The sequence below is a fragment of the Streptomyces argenteolus genome (assembly GCF_042902585.1).
GTDB lineage: Bacteria > Actinomycetota > Actinomycetes > Streptomycetales > Streptomycetaceae > Streptomyces > Streptomyces argenteolus.
In genome coordinates this window covers 66,312-82,581 of record NZ_JBIBEG010000008.1, presented here as the reverse complement: position 1 = coordinate 82,581, position 16,270 = coordinate 66,312, and the positions used below count along the sequence as shown (strand labels likewise).

The 16,270-nt window shown below is 71.2% G+C and carries 18 protein-coding genes; 8 read left to right on the top strand and 10 right to left on the bottom strand.

Annotation, left to right across the window (positions count from 1 at the left end):
- Positions 1 to 42: 42 nt before the first annotated feature.
- Both ACFY8O_RS25885 and ACFY8O_RS25880 read left to right on the top strand, forming a co-directional pair.
- Complete coding sequence (locus tag ACFY8O_RS25885; RefSeq protein ID WP_145809270.1) at positions 43 to 1,365, top strand: 3-oxoacyl-ACP reductase; 1,323 nt, start codon at positions 43 to 45, stop codon at positions 1,363 to 1,365.
- 3 nt (positions 1,366 to 1,368) lie between these two features.
- Positions 1,369 to 2,205 carry a MaoC family dehydratase gene (locus tag ACFY8O_RS25880; RefSeq protein ID WP_387906260.1) on the top strand — a complete coding sequence of 279 codons (837 nt, stop codon included), beginning with the start codon at positions 1,369 to 1,371 and terminating at the stop codon, positions 2,203 to 2,205.
- Positions 2,206 to 2,208: 3 nt separating this feature from the next.
- Here ACFY8O_RS25880 and ACFY8O_RS25875 read toward each other — a convergent pair whose 3' ends face one another.
- Positions 2,209 to 2,829, bottom strand: coding sequence for a TetR/AcrR family transcriptional regulator (locus tag ACFY8O_RS25875; RefSeq protein ID WP_145809389.1), 621 nt, complete (start codon positions 2,827 to 2,829; stop codon positions 2,209 to 2,211).
- Between the two features lie 242 nt (positions 2,830 to 3,071).
- On the opposite strand from ACFY8O_RS25875, the gene ACFY8O_RS25870 reads away from it, so the two are divergent.
- Positions 3,072 to 4,262 carry an alpha/beta hydrolase family protein gene (locus ACFY8O_RS25870; protein WP_387906672.1) on the top strand — a complete coding sequence of 397 codons (1,191 nt, stop codon included), beginning with the start codon at positions 3,072 to 3,074 and terminating at the stop codon, positions 4,260 to 4,262.
- Positions 4,263 to 4,333: 71 nt separating this feature from the next.
- On the opposite strand, the gene ACFY8O_RS25865 is transcribed toward ACFY8O_RS25870, so the two are convergent.
- The 5 genes from ACFY8O_RS25865 to ACFY8O_RS25845 form a co-directional block, all read right to left on the bottom strand.
- Positions 4,334 to 5,728, bottom strand: coding sequence for a dicarboxylate/amino acid:cation symporter (locus ACFY8O_RS25865; protein ID WP_387906258.1), 1,395 nt, complete (start codon positions 5,726 to 5,728; stop codon positions 4,334 to 4,336).
- A gap of 390 nt (positions 5,729 to 6,118) precedes the next feature.
- Positions 6,119 to 6,415, bottom strand: a complete 297-nt coding sequence (locus ACFY8O_RS25860; RefSeq protein ID WP_145809276.1) for a DUF4229 domain-containing protein — start codon at positions 6,413 to 6,415, stop codon at positions 6,119 to 6,121.
- A gap of 160 nt (positions 6,416 to 6,575) precedes the next feature.
- The gene (locus ACFY8O_RS25855) at positions 6,576 to 7,103 is read right to left on the bottom strand and encodes a GNAT family N-acetyltransferase (protein WP_387906254.1); all 528 of its coding nucleotides are present in this window, start codon (positions 7,101 to 7,103) and stop codon (positions 6,576 to 6,578) included.
- A gap of 149 nt (positions 7,104 to 7,252) precedes the next feature.
- Positions 7,253 to 8,416: an aminofutalosine synthase MqnE gene (gene mqnE, locus ACFY8O_RS25850; protein WP_387906252.1), complete on the bottom strand. Its 1,164-nt coding sequence runs from the start codon at positions 8,414 to 8,416 to the stop codon at positions 7,253 to 7,255.
- Positions 8,417 to 8,559: 143 nt separating this feature from the next.
- Positions 8,560 to 9,015: an Lrp/AsnC family transcriptional regulator gene (locus tag ACFY8O_RS25845; protein WP_145809279.1), complete on the bottom strand. Its 456-nt coding sequence runs from the start codon at positions 9,013 to 9,015 to the stop codon at positions 8,560 to 8,562.
- Positions 9,016 to 9,137: 122 nt separating this feature from the next.
- Between ACFY8O_RS25845 and ACFY8O_RS25840 the strand changes: the two genes are divergently transcribed.
- Complete coding sequence (locus ACFY8O_RS25840; protein ID WP_387906248.1) at positions 9,138 to 9,287, top strand: hypothetical protein; 150 nt, start codon at positions 9,138 to 9,140, stop codon at positions 9,285 to 9,287.
- 9 nt (positions 9,288 to 9,296) lie between these two features.
- On the opposite strand, the gene ACFY8O_RS25835 is transcribed toward ACFY8O_RS25840, so the two are convergent.
- Positions 9,297 to 9,962, bottom strand: a complete 666-nt coding sequence (locus ACFY8O_RS25835) for a UbiX family flavin prenyltransferase (RefSeq protein ID WP_387906670.1) — start codon at positions 9,960 to 9,962, stop codon at positions 9,297 to 9,299.
- A 113-nt stretch (positions 9,963 to 10,075) separates the two neighbouring features.
- Between ACFY8O_RS25835 and ACFY8O_RS25830 the strand changes: the two genes are divergently transcribed.
- A complete protein-coding gene (locus ACFY8O_RS25830) occupies positions 10,076 to 10,669 on the top strand; it encodes a rhomboid family intramembrane serine protease (protein WP_387906245.1) in 594 nt (197 codons plus the stop codon).
- On the opposite strand, the gene mqnP is transcribed toward ACFY8O_RS25830, so the two are convergent.
- On the bottom strand, positions 10,659 to 11,570 hold the full coding sequence (gene mqnP, locus ACFY8O_RS25825; RefSeq protein ID WP_387906242.1) for a menaquinone biosynthesis prenyltransferase MqnP: 912 nt from the start codon (positions 11,568 to 11,570) through the stop codon (positions 10,659 to 10,661). The genes ACFY8O_RS25830 and mqnP overlap by 11 nt on opposite strands.
- On the bottom strand, positions 11,567 to 13,024 hold the full coding sequence (locus tag ACFY8O_RS25820) for a menaquinone biosynthesis decarboxylase (protein ID WP_145809282.1): 1,458 nt from the start codon (positions 13,022 to 13,024) through the stop codon (positions 11,567 to 11,569). The genes mqnP and ACFY8O_RS25820 overlap by 4 nt, the downstream gene beginning before the upstream one ends.
- Before the next feature lie 87 nt (positions 13,025 to 13,111).
- Here ACFY8O_RS25820 and ACFY8O_RS25815 point away from each other — a divergent pair, with 87 nt between their 5' ends.
- A complete protein-coding gene (locus ACFY8O_RS25815) occupies positions 13,112 to 13,516 on the top strand; it encodes a PLD nuclease N-terminal domain-containing protein (protein ID WP_387906239.1) in 405 nt (134 codons plus the stop codon).
- A gap of 98 nt (positions 13,517 to 13,614) precedes the next feature.
- On the opposite strand, the gene ACFY8O_RS25810 is transcribed toward ACFY8O_RS25815, so the two are convergent.
- Positions 13,615 to 14,055, bottom strand: a complete 441-nt coding sequence (locus tag ACFY8O_RS25810; RefSeq protein ID WP_387906237.1) for a MarR family winged helix-turn-helix transcriptional regulator — start codon at positions 14,053 to 14,055, stop codon at positions 13,615 to 13,617.
- 168 nt (positions 14,056 to 14,223) lie between these two features.
- On the opposite strand from ACFY8O_RS25810, the gene ACFY8O_RS25805 reads away from it, so the two are divergent.
- Both ACFY8O_RS25805 and ACFY8O_RS25800 read left to right on the top strand, forming a co-directional pair.
- Positions 14,224 to 14,919 carry a type 1 glutamine amidotransferase domain-containing protein gene (locus tag ACFY8O_RS25805; RefSeq protein ID WP_145809286.1) on the top strand — a complete coding sequence of 232 codons (696 nt, stop codon included), beginning with the start codon at positions 14,224 to 14,226 and terminating at the stop codon, positions 14,917 to 14,919.
- Positions 14,916 to 16,244, top strand: coding sequence for an aldehyde dehydrogenase family protein (locus tag ACFY8O_RS25800; protein WP_387906235.1), 1,329 nt, complete (start codon positions 14,916 to 14,918; stop codon positions 16,242 to 16,244). The genes ACFY8O_RS25805 and ACFY8O_RS25800 overlap by 4 nt, the downstream gene beginning before the upstream one ends.
- Positions 16,245 to 16,270: the final 26 nt, after the last annotated feature.

Below are 16,270 nucleotides of genomic sequence, written 5' to 3'. Positions count from 1 at the left end.
CTTACTCCGGAGTAAATCTACGACCGAGCAGGAGTCCAGACAATGGCCGACCGCTATCTGCACTTCACCGCCACGGCGCCCGGCCGCTTCCTGACCCGCAGGCTCGGCCTGCCGCAGCCGGCCCCGCTGCGCCGCTGGACCCTGGAGACCCCCTCACTCACCGGGCCGTTGCTGCACCTCACCGCGGGCACCTCGGCCGTCCCCGGCGCCCTCGGACCCGTACTCGCCGCGACCGGCCTGAAGGCCGCCGGGCAGGCCGACCGGCCGGCGGCCGTCGTCCTGGACGCCACCGGCGTCACGACGGCCGCCGGGCTCGCGGACGTACACGGCGCACTGCACCCCGTCGTACGCTCCCTGGCCGCCGGCGGCCGGGTCGTCGTGCTCGGCACCACGCCCTCCCCCGACGACCACCACCAGGCGGCGGCCCAGCAGGCACTGGAGGGATTCGTACGCTCCCTCGGCAAGGAGATCGGCAGGGGCTCGACCGCCCAGTTGCTGCGGCTCGCCCCGGGGGCGGACGCGGCCTCGGCGGAATCCACCCTCCGCTTCCTGCTGTCCCCCCGCTCCGCGTACATCAGCGGCCAGGTCATCGAGCTCACCGCCGACGCCCCCGGCGACGTGGCCGACTGGGCGGCCCCGCTGTCCGGACGCACGGCCCTGGTGACCGGCGCGGCACGCGGCATCGGAGCGTCCGTCGCCTCCGTCCTCGCCCGGGACGGCGCCCGGGTGATCTGCCTGGACGTACCGCAGGCCCAGGAGGAACTCGTGCGCACCGCCGACCGCCTGGGTGCCACCGCCCTCCCGCTGGACATCACCGCACCCGACGCGGCCGACCTGATCGCCGCCGCCGTCCCCGGCGGCCTGGACGTCCTCGTCCACAACGCGGGCATCACCCGCGACCGCCGGCTGGCCAACATGCCGGCCGACCGCTGGGCCTCCGTCATCGACGTCAACCTGGACAGTGTCCTGCGCACGACGGACGCCCTGCTGAAGACGGGCACGGTGAACCGGGGCGGCCGGATCGTCGCCACCGCCTCCATCGCCGGGATCGCGGGCAACAACGGCCAGACCAACTACGCGGCCAGCAAGGCGGGCATCATCGGCCTGGTCCGGTCCCTGGCCCCGCGCGCCGCCGCCGAGCACGACGTCACCGTCAACGCCGTGGCCCCCGGCTTCATCGAGACGAAGATGACGGCCGCCGTGCCCCTCCTCATCCGGGAGGCGGGCCGCAGGATGAACTCGCTCGCACAGGGCGGCCTCCCGGTCGACGTGGCCGAGACCACCGCCTGGTTCGCCCAGCCCGCGTCCGGCGCCGTCAACGGCCAGATCGTACGGGTCTGCGGCCAGAGCCTGCTGGGGGCCTGAGCCATGACCGGACTCGGCATGACCCTCGTCCGCGGAGCCCTCACCTCGCCGTTCAAGCGGGCCGGGCGTACCGGCGCCACGCTGCCCGCCCGCCGCGAGGTCCTGCCCGCCTCCCGCGTCGCTCCCGCTCGCCTCGCCGCGTACGGCGGGATCTGCGGCTTCGCCGCGTCGGACGTGCTGCCGCTCACCTACCCGCACGTGCTGGGCTTCCCGCTCGCCATGCGGCTGATGACGGCCCGTGACTTCCCGCTGCCGGTGCTGGGGCTGGTCCACACCTGGATCGACATCACCTCGCACCGGGCGCAGCGCGTGACGGACGAGCTCGAACTCACGGTGTACGCCGCCGGGTTGCGGCCCCACCGGCGTGGCACCGAGGTCACGGTCGTGACCGAGGCACGGCTGGCGGACGCGCTCGTCTGGGAGTCCCGCAGCGGCTATCTGTCGCGGCACGCGACCTCCGCGGACTCCCCGGCGCGGTCCTCCACCCCCCTGCCGGAGCTGCCGGCCGTGGCCGAGTGGCGGCTGCCGGCCGACCTCGGCAGGCGTTACGGCGCCGCCTCGGGCGACCGCAACCCCATCCACCTCCACCCCGCGACGGCGAAGCTGTTCGGCTTCCCCCGGCACATCGCGCACGGCATGTGGACCCTCGCCCGCTGCCTGGCGGAGCACGAGGGACGAAGCGGCTCCGGGGCCCAGGGCCGGATCCGGAGCGTACGGGCCGACTTCAGGGCGCCCGTCCTGCTGCCCTCCACCGTCACCTACGCCACCGACGGCACCGCCTTCCAGCTGCGCGGCGCCGGCCGTACGCACCTCACCGGGCAAGTGGACGAGGAGGACTGAGGCTCAGTCCTCGCGGGGCTGCCAGCCACGCCCGTGCATGAGGTTCTCCAGACCCGCCCAGGAGAAGTTCATCAGCGTGGTGGCGGCCTCCTTGGCCGAGACGCCGGGGGTGACGTTCGCCCAGCCCGCGAGGGCCTCCGCAGCCCCCACCAGCGCCTGCGCGAGCCCCGCCACATCCCGGTCGGGCAGCGCGGGATCATGGTGCGCCTCCCGCGCCGCCGCCCCGATCAGACCCGTCACGAACGCAACGATCTCCTTGCGCAGCGCCCCGACCTCGCTGACGAACGGCTCCCCGTGCGAGCTCGCCTGCTGGTGCAGCACCGCCCAGCCGTCCGGATTCTCCGCGGTGTGCGTGAAGAAGGCCCGCAGCCCCGACCAGAGTTGCCGGTCGGCGGGAATCCCCGGCTCCACGGCCGACTGCACGGCTTCCACCAGCGCTTTCGACTCGCGGCGGATGCAGGCGGTGAAGAGCTCCTCCTTGGAGTTCAGATACAGATAGACCAAGGGCTTGGAGACCCCGGCCAGTTCCGCGATCTCGTCCATGGAGGCGGCCCGGTACCCGCGCTGCGCGAAGGTCCGCACGGCCGCGTCCATCATCTGCTGCTCACGCACCGCGCGCGGCATCCGTTTGCTCTTCACTGCACTCACGTCAGACGTCCCTCCCGCCCCCACTGCGCCACTCCTCGGTAAGAGTACGGCGCGGGCCTGCCCGCCGCCGTACGGACGGACCGCGGTCCGGCCACAGTGGCCGACAGTCGCCCGGGTACCTCCGGCGTAGTCCCGCGTACACCTCCGGTAGCCCACGGGATCCCCCCGCGGCCCGATGCCTCCGTCCGGCCCCACCGCCTAGCGTTCCCGGCATGACGATGAGACCCCGCGGACGCACGGCAGTCGCCGCCCTCGCGGTCACGCTCCTGCTGACCACACCCGTCGCCACCGCCCAAGCCCTGTCCACCCCTGCGCAGGCCTCTCCTGCCGCCGCCGCGCTCACGCTGCCCGGCCCGGCCGGCCCGTACGCCGTCGGCACCGAGGTCCTGCACCTCACGGACCACAGCCGCACCGATCCCTGGGTTCCCGAAGCCGGGGCCCGGGAGCTGATGGTGTCGCTGCACCACCCCGCCCGGTCCGGCGGCGCGGGTGCGCCGGCCCCCTACATGAGCACCGAGGAGGCCAGGCTGCTGCTGGCGGAGCGAGGACTGGACGGCATCGTGCCCGCCGGCGTCGTCAGTTCCACCGTCACCCATGCCCGCACGGACGCCCTCCCCGCCCGGGGCCGGTTCCCCCTGGTCCTGCTCTCCCCCGGCTTCAACACGCCCCGCGCCACCCTCACCTCGCTCGCCGAGGACCTGGCGAGCCGCGGCTACGTCGTGGCGAGCGTCGACCACGCCTACGAGTCCACCGGTACCGCCTTCCCCGGCGGGCGGGTCCTCACCTGCGCGGCCTGCGACGTCGCCGAGGCGGCGCCGGACGAGGAGGCCGAGCGGGAGGTGCTGAGGACCGTCTCCACCGGGCGGGCCGCCGACCTGTCCTTCGTGCTCGACCGGCTGACCGGCCCCCACCCTGCCTGGGACCACTCCCGCATGATCGACCGGCGCCGGGTCGCCGCCGTCGGTCACTCCGTCGGCGGCAGCGCCGCGGCCTCCACGATGCTCACGGATCCCCGCGTCGACGCCGGGGCCGACCTGGACGGCACCTTCTTCGAGCCGATCCCGCCGTCGGGCCTCGACGGCCGCCCGTTCCTGATGCTCGGCACCGATGCGGACCACCACCCCAGCAGCGCCGACACGTCCTGGGACGAGGGCTGGCAGCACCTGGACGGCTGGAAGCGCTGGCTGACCGTCGAGGGCGCGGGGCACTTCACCTTCACCGACCTGCCCGCCCTGGCCGAGCAGCTGGGGCTCCCCGATCCCACCGCGCCGCTCTCCGCCACCCGCTCCACACGGATCACCCGGGACTACGTGGCGGCCTTCCTCGACCTGACCCTGCGAGGCCGGGAACAGCCGCTCCTGGACGGGCCCACGGCGCACAACCCCGAGGTCGTCTTCCAGAACCCCTGACCGGCCGCGACACACGGGAGCGCCCCCGGACCGGGGTCCGGGGGCGCTCTCCACGCACGGCGCGGGTGACGCTAGGCGGTGACGGGCACGCCCGACGGGCGCGCGTCCTCCACCTCGGGCTCGTCCACCTCGGGCTCGTCGACCGGGGAGGCCGAGGCCGAGTTGTACGCGTCGTGGTCGAGGATCTTCTCGCGCGCCGCGACGATGACCGGGACCAGCGCCTGACCGGCCACGTTCGTGGCGGTCCGCATCATGTCCAGGATCGGGTCGATGGCGAGCAGCAGACCCACGCCCTCCAGCGGGAGGCCCAGCGTCGACAGGGTGAGGGTCAGCATGACCGTGGCGCCGGTGAGACCGGCGGTGGCCGCCGAGCCGATCACCGAGACGAACGCGATCAGGATGTAGTCACCGATGCCCAGCTGGACGTCGAAGATCTGCGCGATGAAGATCGCCGCCAGCGCCGGGTAGATCGCGGCGCAGCCGTCCATCTTGGTCGTGGCGCCGAACGGGACGGCGAAGGAGGCGTACTCCTTCGGGACGCCGAGGCGCTCGGTGACCTTCTGGGTGACCGGCATGGTGCCGACCGAGGAGCGGGAGACGAAGGCCAGCTGGATCGCGGGCCAGGCGCCCTTGAAGAACTGGAGCGGGCTGACCTTGGCGACCGTGGCGAGCAGCAGCGGGTAGACGCCGAACAGCACCAGGGCGCACCCGATGTAGACGTCCGCGGTGAACGTCGCGTACTTGCCGATCAGGTCCCAGCCGTAGTCGGCGATCGCGTAGCCGATGAGGCCGACGGTGCCGAGCGGGGCGAGGCGGATGACCCACCACAGGGCCTTCTGGAGGAGCTCCAGGATCGACTCGCTGAGGGTGAGGATCGGCTTGGCCTTGTCGCCGAGCTGGAGCGCGGCGATGCCGGCGACGGCGGCCATGAAGACGATCTGCAGGACGTTCAGCTCGGTGAAGGGCGTGATGACGTCCGTGGGGATGATGCCGGTGAGGAAGTCGAGCCAGGAGCCCGCGCTCTCGGGCTTGCTGCCGTCCTTCGGGGTGAGGCCGGTGCCGGAGCCCGGGTTGGTGACCAGGCCGATCGCGAGGCCGATGGCGACCGCGATCAGCGACGTGATCATGAACCAGAGCAGCGTGCGGGTGGCCAGCCTGGCGGCGTTGTTGACCTTGCGCAGGTTGGTGATCGAGACCAGGATCGCGAAGAACACGAGCGGCGCGACGGCCAGCTTCAGCAGCTGGACGAAGATGTGGCCGATCTGGTCGAGCGTGGTGTACAGCCAGTCGATCTCGTAACTGCGGGTGAGCCAGCCGAGCAGCACACCGAGGACCAGACCGGCGACGATCTGGATCCAGAACGGGACGCTCGGTATACGGAAACCGGAACCGGACGGCTTGCCCGCCTCGGTCTCGGCGGGGGGCGCGGAATTCGCGGACACGGACACACTCCAGACGGGACGCATCGGGACGTACGGGGTCAGCCGTACGGTCGTGCGGTCGAACAGGGGGGACGGGGGTGCGGCGCCCGCGTCAGAGGCGGCGCCGCTGCATGATGCCGGTTCAGACGTTGCGGCAACAGACCGCGGACATACAGCGGCAGAGATCGACGTGCAGGCGCACCACGAGCGGGACGCCCGAGGCGTGGTGGGTGCGCACTGCTGCAATCATGTCGAACACGTTAACACTGAAACTTTGAGAACCTCAAAGTCCTGCTTCTCGATCGTCCGGTTCGCCGTCCGGGCGATCCGGACGTCAGGGACCCCGGAAACGCCGGAACCCCGGTGCGGGAGCGGCTGCTCCGGTACCGGGGTTCTGCGCGTACGGGTTCGGGTGTGAGGAAGCTTACGCGGCGCTCACCTGGTGACACTGTCCTCGCGCGTGCGGTTCGACTCGAGCCGGGCCTTGGTCCGGTCGACCGTGGAGATCAGCTGCTCGGACATCTCGTCGCGCTGCTTGCGCAGCAGGACGAAGCTGAGCGGCGCGGACAGCAGCAGGCCGAGGAGGATGACCCAGACGGCGTTGGAACCGCCCACCCCCGAGGGCAGCACACCGAAGTGGACCGCCACACCGGCGACGAAGAAGCAGCCGACGAAAATCAGCAGGCGCATCGCGGTGTACCGGATCGTTGCGCTCGGCTTGGCAGCGGACACGGCTGGCCTTCTCTCTACGTCCGACGTTCCTGCGGTGTCGTGCAGTCTGGAATCCTGCCCGACCAGTGAAGCATGCCCCGAATTCGATCAGTTCGCAGGGTTGTCCCGAAGCTCTCGCCCGGGCACTCCCGCCGGGGCGCCGCCCCCACCCGCACGCGCTCTACCGCATGAGCGGGAGCAGCATGATGATGTCGTCGCGGTAGTCGTCCTCGGCGACCCGGATGGCGTCGGGCACCCGGCCCACCTCCTTGTAACCGCAGGAGGCGTAGAAGCGGTCGGCGCCCGTGCCGCCGCGGCAGGTGAGGCGGATGGCGTCGATGCCCTCGATGGCGCGGGCGGCGTCGGCGGTGGCCGCCATCAGTTCGCGCCCGTAGCCCTTGCCCTGGTGGCGGGGGTGGACCATGACCGTGTAGGCGCCGATCCAGTGCCGCATCAGCCGGTGGGTGTTGTGGGTCAGGAAGGCGGTGGCCGCCACGGTGCCGTCCTCGTCCCGTCCGACGACCAGACGGGTGCGGCCCTCGACCATCCCCGCCAGGTGCCTGACCAGCTCAGGCCGCACCTCGTCGGCCGTCACCGGCGGTACGAAACCGACGGCCCCGCCGGCGTTGCTGACATCGGTCCAGAGCGTGGTGATCTCGTCCCGCAGGGTCCGGTCGAACGCCGGGTCCACCTCAAAAGTAAGCGCCATTTCGCAAGATTAACCATTACATCTGGTGGGTTCCAAACGGCGTCCAGCACGCGAGAAAGCCCCGGCCTGGGGACGGATGGCCGGGGCTTTCGGACAGCGGGCGCCTCGCCGCCCTCGGCGGGCGCGGGGCTCCTGGCAGGCGTACGGGGTCAGACGCGCATGGGCTGGGGCGTCTCGCGCCGACCGGCGTCCGGACCCGGGTACTCGCGCAGGATCTCGTACCGCGTGTTGCGCTCGACGGGCCGGAAGCCGGCGTCACGGATGAGCCCGAGCAGGTCCTCGCGGCCGAGCTTGTTCGGCGTGCCGTAGTCGTCGGCGTCGTGCGTGATCTTGTACTCGACGACCGAGCCGTCCATGTCGTCGGCGCCGTGCTGGAGCGCGAGCTGCGCGGTCTGCACGCCGTGCATCACCCAGAACACCTTGACGTGCGGGACGTTGTCGAAGAGCAGCCGCGAGACCGCGAAGGTCTTCAGGGCCTCCGCGCCGGTCGCCATCGAGGTCCGCGCCTGGAGGGTGTTACGGACCTTGCCGTCCTTCATGTCCACGAAGTCGTGCTGGTAGCGCAGCGGGATGAAGACCTGGAAGCCACCGGTCTCGTCCTGCATCTCGCGCAGCCGCAGCACGTGGTCGACGCGGTGACGGGGCTCCTCGATGTGCCCGTACAGCATCGTCGCCGGGGTCTTGAGACCCTTCTCGTGCGCGAGGCGGTGGATGCGCGACCAGTCCTCCCAATGGGTGTTGTGGTCGACGATGTGCTGGCGGACCTCCCAGTCGAAGATCTCCGCACCGCCCCCGGTCAGCGACTCCAGACCGGCCTCGATCAGCTCGTCGAGGATCTCGGAGGCCGAGAGCCCCGAGATCGTCTCGAAGTGGTGGATCTCCGTGGCGGTGAACGCCTTGAGCGCCACCTCCGGCAGGGCTTCCTTGAGCGCGCTGAGCGAGCGCGGGTAGTAGCGCCAGGGCAGCGTGGGGTGCAGTCCGTTGACGATGTGCAGCTCGGTGAGGTTCTCGCCCTGCATCGCCTTCGCGAGGCGGACGGCTTCCTCGATGCGCATCGTGTACGCGTCCTTCTCGCCCGGCTTCCGCTGGAACGAGCAGTACGCGCAGGACGCGGTGCACACGTTGGTCATGTTGAGGTGCCGGTTGACGTTGAAGTGGACGACGTCGCCGTTCTTCCTCGTCCGCACCTCGTGGGCCAGCCCGCCGAGCCAGGCGAGGTCGTCGGACTCGTAGAGCGCGATCCCGTCCTCGCGGGTCAGCCGCTCGCCCGCCCGGACCTTCTCCTCCAGCTCGCGCTTGAGTCCCGCGTCCACCAGGGCGCCTCCCTATCTACGTAACAGACTCCGGCAGCCAACCGTACTCCCCCGCCCCCCGGGCGGTGGCACCCTGGTCCGCCCCGCCGTGGCCAGGACCTTCACGTCCGGATCGCGCGGGTCCGCGCGACCCGGACGGGGACCTAGACCTCCTCGGGGAGCTCCCCGACGCGGCTCTCCCACTTGGTGGAGAGCACGACCGTCGTACGGGTCCGGGAGACGCCCTTGGTGCCGCTCAGCCTGCGGATCGTCTTCTCCAGGCCGTCCACGTCACCGACGCGCACCTTGAGCATGAACGAGTCGTCGCCCGCGATGAACCAGCAGTCCTCGATCTCGGCGAGCTCCTTCAGCCGGTGCGCGACGTCCTCGTGGTCGGCGGCGTCCGAGAGCGAGATGCCGATCAGCGCCGTGACGCCGAGACCCAGCGAGGCGGCGTCGACGGTCGCGCGGTACCCGGTGATGACCCCGGCGGTTTCCAGCCGGTTGATCCGGTCGGTGACGCTGGGCCCGGAAAGCCCGACGAGCCGTCCCAGCTCGGCATACGAGGCCCTGCCGTTCTCCCTGAGGGCCTGGATGAGCTGCCTGTCCACCGCGTCCATATGACTGAAACCTTCCATTGTTCAGCAGTACCGCGAGTTTACGTGTAGAATTTAAGGCACAACAGGGGTTATGCCCTGCGAATCTTCCTCATCGCCCCAGAAACGCTTTCGAATCTTCAGGAGTGAACGACACCGTGTACTCGATCGAGATGGCCTACGCCCGGATGCGCGAGCTGCAGGACCTGGCCAACCGCTCGCGTGCCCACCAGCCCGCCGCCGCCCAGCGCGTCGACCGGACCCGCGCCCCCCGCCTGGGCCGGAAGAAGCGCTGACCTCACCGGTCAGTCCCGGGAAGCGCCACCGAGCTCTCCTTCCCACCTGCGGTACAGCTGGTGCGGCACCCCCGCCGCGTCCAGCACCCGCCCGGCGACGAAGTCCACCAGATCCTGGATGTGCGTCGCCCCCGCGTAGAACGCCGGAGAGGCGGGCAGCACCACGGCGCCCGCCTCGTCGAGCGCGACCATCTGCTTCAGCGTCGAGCCGCTGAGCGGGGTCTCGCGCACGGCCACAACCAGCTTCCGCCGCTCCTTGAGCGTCACGCTCGCGGCCCGCTGGAGCAGATCCTTCGACAGACCCAGCGCCACCCCGGCCACACAGGCCGTGGACGCCGGGACGATCAGCATCCCCTTCGCCGGGTACGACCCCGAGGACGGCCCCGCCGCCAGATCGCCGGCCGCCCAGTGGCGCACCTCGCCGACGTCCGGCCGGAAGGTGTCCGGCTTCCCGTCGGCGCCCCGCGCCAGCCAGCGGCCGAGGTCCTCCTGCCAGTGGGCGTCGCGGAAGGCGATGCCCGTCTCGTCCAGGAGCGTGAGCCGTGAGGCCCGGCTGACGACCAGATCGACACTCTCACCCGCGGCGAGCAGCCCACGCAGGACCGAGGCCGCGAAGGGCGTGCCCGAGGCGCCCGACACCCCGACAATCCAAGGCCTGCGCTGCTGCTGACTCATCGAAGTCCCGGCTCTCACACCGCCGAGCCTATCCGGCACCCCCGCGCAGGAACCGGGCGAGGCCCTCCGGGCGTTGCAACGGATGAGGGAACGGCGAAGGACAGGGGGTGACCATGAGGGACACACGCACGAGCGCCACCACGCGGGCCGTCACAGCCGGCGCGGTCATGCTCGCGTGGACAGCTCTGCTGTGGGTGCTGGAAGGCGTCGACACGGCGACGGGCCACTCCCTGGACACCTACGGCATCAGCCCGCGCGAGCCGGCCGAGCTGGCCGACGTCGTGCCCTCGGCTTTCCTGCACAGCGGGTGGGAGCACGTGGCCTCCAACAGCGTCCCGCTGCTCGTCCTCGGCTTCATCGCGGCGCTGGGCGGCGCGGGCAGATTCGCCGCCGTGGTCCTCGTGGTGATCCTGACGTCCGGGCTGGGGGTCTGGCTCACCGCACCGCCGAACACCGTCACGCTGGGCGCGTCCGGCGTGGTCTTCGGTCTGTTCGGCTATCTGCTGGTCCGCGGCTTCGTCGACGGGCGTCCGCTGGACGTCCTCGTGGGCGTGGGCGTCGCCGCGGTCTACGGCTCGCTGCTCTGGGGCGTGCTGCCGACGGACTCCGGCATCAGCTGGCAGGGCCATCTCTTCGGCCTCGTGGGCGGGGTGGTGGCGGCGTTCGTCCTCCGCCGCCCCCGCCGCCCGGGCCCCGTCACGGTGTGAGGCCCCGCACCAGCAGGTCGAGAAGCGCGCAGGCGAACAACGCGATGCCGATGAAGCCGTTGACCGAGAAGAAGGCCCGGTTCAGCCGCGACAGGTCGTGGGGCCGCACGACCCGGTGCTCGTACACGAAGGCGACGGCGACGATCGCCATGCCGATCCAGTAGAAGATCTCCGCGTCCGTGGCGAGGCCGAACCACACCAGCAGCCCGGTCGTCACCACGTGGCAGACCCTCGCACCCCACAGCGCGGCGGGGATCCCGAAGCGCGCGGGGAAGGAGAGCACGCCGTGGGCCCGGTCGGCCCGTACGTCCTGGCAGGCGAAGATCAGGTCGAAGCCGCCGATCCAGACGCCGACGGCCACGCCCAGGATCACCGCGTCCCACGACCAGCTGCCGGTCACCGCCAGCCAGGCGCCGATCGGGCCGATGGCCTGGGCCAGGCCCAGGATCGCGTGCGGGAAGTTCGTGAACCGCTTGCCGTACGGGTAGACGACCATCGGCACGACGGCGATCGGCGCCAGCGCCAGACACAGGGGGTTGAGCAGCGCGGCGGCGCCGAGGAAGAAGACGAGGGCGACGATCGCACCGGTCCACGCCGACTTCACGGAGACCGCGCCCGTCACCAGCTCCCGGCCGGCCGTGCGCGGGTTACGGGCGTCGATCTCCCGGTCGATGATCCGGTTGGCGGCCATGGCGAACGTACGCAGCCCGACCATCGCGATGGTCACGAGCAGCAGCGTGCCCCAGTGGATGTTCCCGTCCAGCTGGAACATCGCGGTCAGCGCGGCGATGTAGGCGAAGGGCAGCGCGAAGACCGAGTGCTCGATCATCACCAGCCGCAGGAACGCGCGGGACTTCCCGCGCGGCTGCGGCACCGCCGCCGCCGAGGCCGATGCACTCACAGGCCGTACTCCTTCCACCGGCGGTCGACCTTCGCCGCCGTCTCCGGGTCGGACTCGACCATCTCCGGCCAGCCCCCGTCCCGCGTGTACCCCTCCTCGGGCAGCTTGCGCGTCGCGTCGATGCCCGCCTTGCCGCCCCAGAACTGCTGGTAGGAGGCGTGGTCGAGATGGTCGACCGGTCCTTCGGCGACCGTCAGGTCCCGTGCGTAGTCGGTGTTGCCGAGCGCCCGCCAGGCGACCTCGTGCAGATCGTGCACGTCACAGTCGGAGTCCACGACCACGATCAGCTTGGTCAGCGACATCATGTGCGCCCCCCAGATGGCACTCATGACCTTCTGGGCGTGCTTCGGGTACTTCTTGTCGATCGAGACGATCGCGCAGTTGTGGAAGCCGCCCGCCTCCGGCAGGTGGTAGTCCACGATGTCCGGGACGATGATCTTGAGCAGGGGCAGGAAGAAGCGCTCCGTGGCACGGCCCAGCGGGCCGTCCTCCGTGGGCGGCCGGCCCACGACGATCGACTGGAGCAGCGGGCGCTTGCGCATCGTCACACAGTCGATCTTCAGCGCGGGGAACGGTTCCTGCGGGGTGTAGAAGCCGGTGTGGTCGCCGAAGGGGCCCTCGGGCAGCATCTCGCCCGGCTCCAGCCAGCCCTCGATGACGACCTCGGCCTGGGCGGGGACCTGGAGCGGGACGGTCTTGCAGTCGACCATCTCGATCCGCTTGCCCTGGACGAAGCCGGCGAAGAGGTACTCGTCGATGTCCCCGGGCAGCGGCGCCGTGGAGGCGTAGGTGACCGCAGGCGGCGCCCCGAAGGCGATGGCCACGGGCAGCTTCTCACCGCGCCGGGCGGCGACCTGGTAGTGGTTGCGGCTGTCCTTGTGGATCTGCCAGTGCATGCCGATGGTGCGCTTGTCGTGGCGCTGGAGGCGGTAGAGCCCGAGGTTGCGGATGCCCGTCTCCGGGTCCTTGGTGTGGGTGAGCCCCAGGTTGAAGAAGGAGCCGCCGTCCCCGGGCCAGGTGAAGAGCGCGGGCAGCCGGTCGAGGTCCACGTCGTCGCCGGTCAGGACGACCTCCTGGACCGGGGCGCTGTCGGACTTCACCTTCTTCGGCGGCAGGTGGGTCACCGCGCCCAGCTTCCCGAACGCCTCCCGGATGCCGACGAAACCCTGCGGCAGCTCCGGCTTGAGGAGCCCGCCGATCTTGTCGCTGATCTCGGAGTAGGACTTCAGCCCCAGCGCCTTGAGCAGCCGCCTGTCCGTCCCGAAGACGTTCATGGCGAGGGGCATGGACGCCCCCTTGACGTTCTCGAAGAGCAGCGCGGGGCCGCCCGCCTTGTTCACCCGGTCGACGATCTCGCCGACCTCCAGATACGGGTCGACCTCGGCCTTGATGCGCTTGAGATCGCCCTCGCGCTCCAGAGCCCGGAGCAGGGATCGAAGATCGTCGTAAGCCATAACGTCCAGTATCTGCCACCGGCTACCCTGGGCCCGTCACCGGGGGCGGGACAGCGCCTCCCCATCTCATCGCGGGGGACCTTCACGATGCTCAGGGCCTTGATCTACCTTCTGCCGCTGGCGCTGACGATCTACGCGTTCATCGACTGCCTGAACACCCCCGAGGACGAGGCGAAGCACCTGCCGAAGGTGGCCTGGGTCTTCATCATCCTGTTGTTCTGGATCGTCGGCCCGATCGTCTGGCTCGCCGCGGGCAAGATGCGCACGCCGCCCGCCGGAGGCCGTACGCCTTCCGAGTGGCACCGCAGCCACCGCACCACCTGGGTGGCCCCCGACGACAACCCGGACTTCCTGAAGTCGCTCAAGGACGAGAACAAGAAGGACGAGTCCCTCCTCCAGGACTGGGAGGCGGACCTGCGCCGCCGCGAGGAGGAGATCAAGCGCCGGGAGGGCGGGGCGGGCCCCGAGGACCAGGCTCCGCCGACGGCGTGACCTATTCCTCATGAGGGGCCCCGGTGCCCCTCATGAGGCATGCGCTCCCCCATGAGAGCTCCCCCATGAGCGGCCCCCTGCCCAGGAGGCGCGCGGTCCTATGAGGACAGCAGTCGCCCCAGCCGGTCGAGCAGGGGCAGCAGAGCCGTGCGCTCCTCGGGGGTGAGAGCCTCCAGGGCGCCGTGCACCACGCGCATCTCGGCACGGATGCGGTGCGCCAGCTCGGTTCCTTCCGCGGTGCGCGCGGCCACCTTGGAGCGGCGGTCGCCGGGCGCGGGGGTACGCGTGACCAGGCCGCGGGCCTCCATGCGGCCGATGAGACCGGTCGCGTTGGACGCGTCGCACACCAGATGACTGGCCAGCGCGCTCATGGGCATGGGTTCGTTGAGGGCGATCAGAGCCCTGGCCTGCGAGGTGCTGAGACCGTGGCGGCCGGCGACGGCCGTGAGGTCGTCGTGGTGGCCGCGGACCACGACCGCGAGGGGTTCCAGCAGTTCGTCCGGAGTAGGGACGGCGCGGGGTGCCGGTTCCGTCGTCATGGTCGGTCATCCTTCGATCGGTACGTGCTCCGGAGGCCCGGGCCTCTGTCCGCCACGCACCCGCAATCATTTGACATGGTCAACTTTGGGCCGTTACATGGACAGCATTGCTTGAGCATATCAAGCTTCATGTCCCACGCGCCTCTCGTCTCGTAGGGAGCACCCCCCATGCCCTCCGTACTCTTCGTCCTCACCGGTGCCGACCACTGGACCCTGAACGACGGCACCACCCACCCCACCGGCTTCTGGGCGGAGGAGCTCGCCGCTCCGCACCGCGTCTTCACCCAGGCCGGTTACGACATCACCGTCGCCACCCCGGGCGGCGTCGCCCCCACCGTGGACGAGGCCAGCCTGGCCGCCGACGCCAACGGGGGCCAGGAGCAGGCCGACGCCGTGGCCTCCTACCTCGCTTCCATCGATGAGACCCTCCGCATCCCCGCCCGGCTCGAGGACGTCGTCCCCACCTCGTACGACGTCGTCTTCTACCCCGGCGGCCACGGCCCCATGGAGGACCTGGCCGTCAACGCGGCGTCCGGGCGGCTGCTCACCGCGGCCCTCGACCACGGCACGCACGTGGCCGTCCTGTGCCACGCCCCCGCCGCGCTGCTGCCCGCCCGGCGCGAGGACGGCAGCTGGCCGTTCGCCGGGTACCGCCTGACCGGCTTCAGCAACGCCGAGGAGACCCAGGCCGGGTTCGCCGCCAAGGCCCCCTGGCTGCTGGAGAACCGGCTCGTCGAGCTCGGGGCCCAGTACTCCGCCGCGGACCCGTGGGCGGTCCACACCGTGCACGACCGCAATCTGCACACCGGCCAGAACCCGGCCTCCTCCGAGCAGCTGGCGCGCGAGATCGTGGCGGCCCTGTGAGCCCCGCCGCGACCCGCACCGCCGAATCCCCCGCCGACGTCGTCACCCGGCTCCGCGCCGCCTTCCGCACCGGGCACACCCGGGACCTCGCCTGGCGTGAGGACCGGCTGTCCCGGCTGCGCGCGCTCCTGACCGAGCGCGGCGACGAGCTGGCCGAGGCGCTCCACGCCGACCTCGGCAAGAGCCGCAAGGAGGCCTACCGGACCGAGATCGACTTCACGGTCCGCGAGATCGACCACACCCTTCAGCACCTGGCGCAGTGGCTGCGCCCGGAGCCCGCCCCGGTACCGGCGGTGCTCGCCGGCGCCACCGCGAGCACCGTGCGGGACCCCCTCGGGGTCGTCCTCGTCATCGCGCCCTGGAACTACCCGGTGCAGCTGCTCCTCGCCCCCGTCGCGGGCGCGCTCGCCGCCGGCAACACCGTGGTGGCGAAGCCCAGCGAGCTGGCGCCCGCCACCTCGGCCGTCATAGCGAGACTGCTGCCGGAGTATCTGGACCGCGACACGGTCACGGTGGTGGAGGGCGGAGTTCCGGAGACCACCGCGCTGCTGGCCGAGCGCTTCGACCACATCTTCTACACGGGCAACGGCACGGTCGGCCGGATCGTGATGGCCGCGGCGGCCCGCCACCTCACCCCGGTCACCCTGGAACTGGGCGGCAAGTCGCCCGTCTTCGTCGACCGGGGCACCGATCTGAAGACCGTGGCCGCCCGGCTGGCCGCGGGCAAGTTCCTCAATGCCGGCCAGACCTGCGTGGCCCCGGACTACGTCCTGACCGACCCGGAGACCGCTCCCGCGCTGGAGGGGGCGCTCGCGGAGGCGGTCGAGGCCCTGTTCGGCGCGGACGCGTCGGCCCACCCGGAGTACGGGCGGATCGTGAACGAGCGGCACTTCGACCGGCTCGTCGCCCTCCTCGGCTCCGGCCGTACGGTGACCGGCGGCGCCCACGACCGCGGCACGAAGTACATCGCGCCGACCGTGCTGGCCGACGTGACGCCGGACGCGCCCGTGATGCGTGAGGAGATCTTCGGCCCGGTCCTGCCGGTCCTCACCGTCGACGGCCTCGACGAGGCGATCGCCTTCGTCAACGAGCGGGACAAGCCGCTCGCGCTGTACGCGTTCACCGAGGACCCGGCCGTCCGGGAACGGCTGCTGACCGAGACCTCGTCCGGCGGCGTCGGCATGGGCCTCCCGCTGGCCCATCTGACCGTGTCGGACCTGCCGTTCGGCGGGGTCGGCGAGAGCGGCATGGGCAGTTACCACGGCCGGTACTCCCTGGACACCTTCAGTCACCGCAAGGCGGTCCTGGACACCCCGCTCGGCTGACGGCCCCCATGCCACGAGGGCGCGAC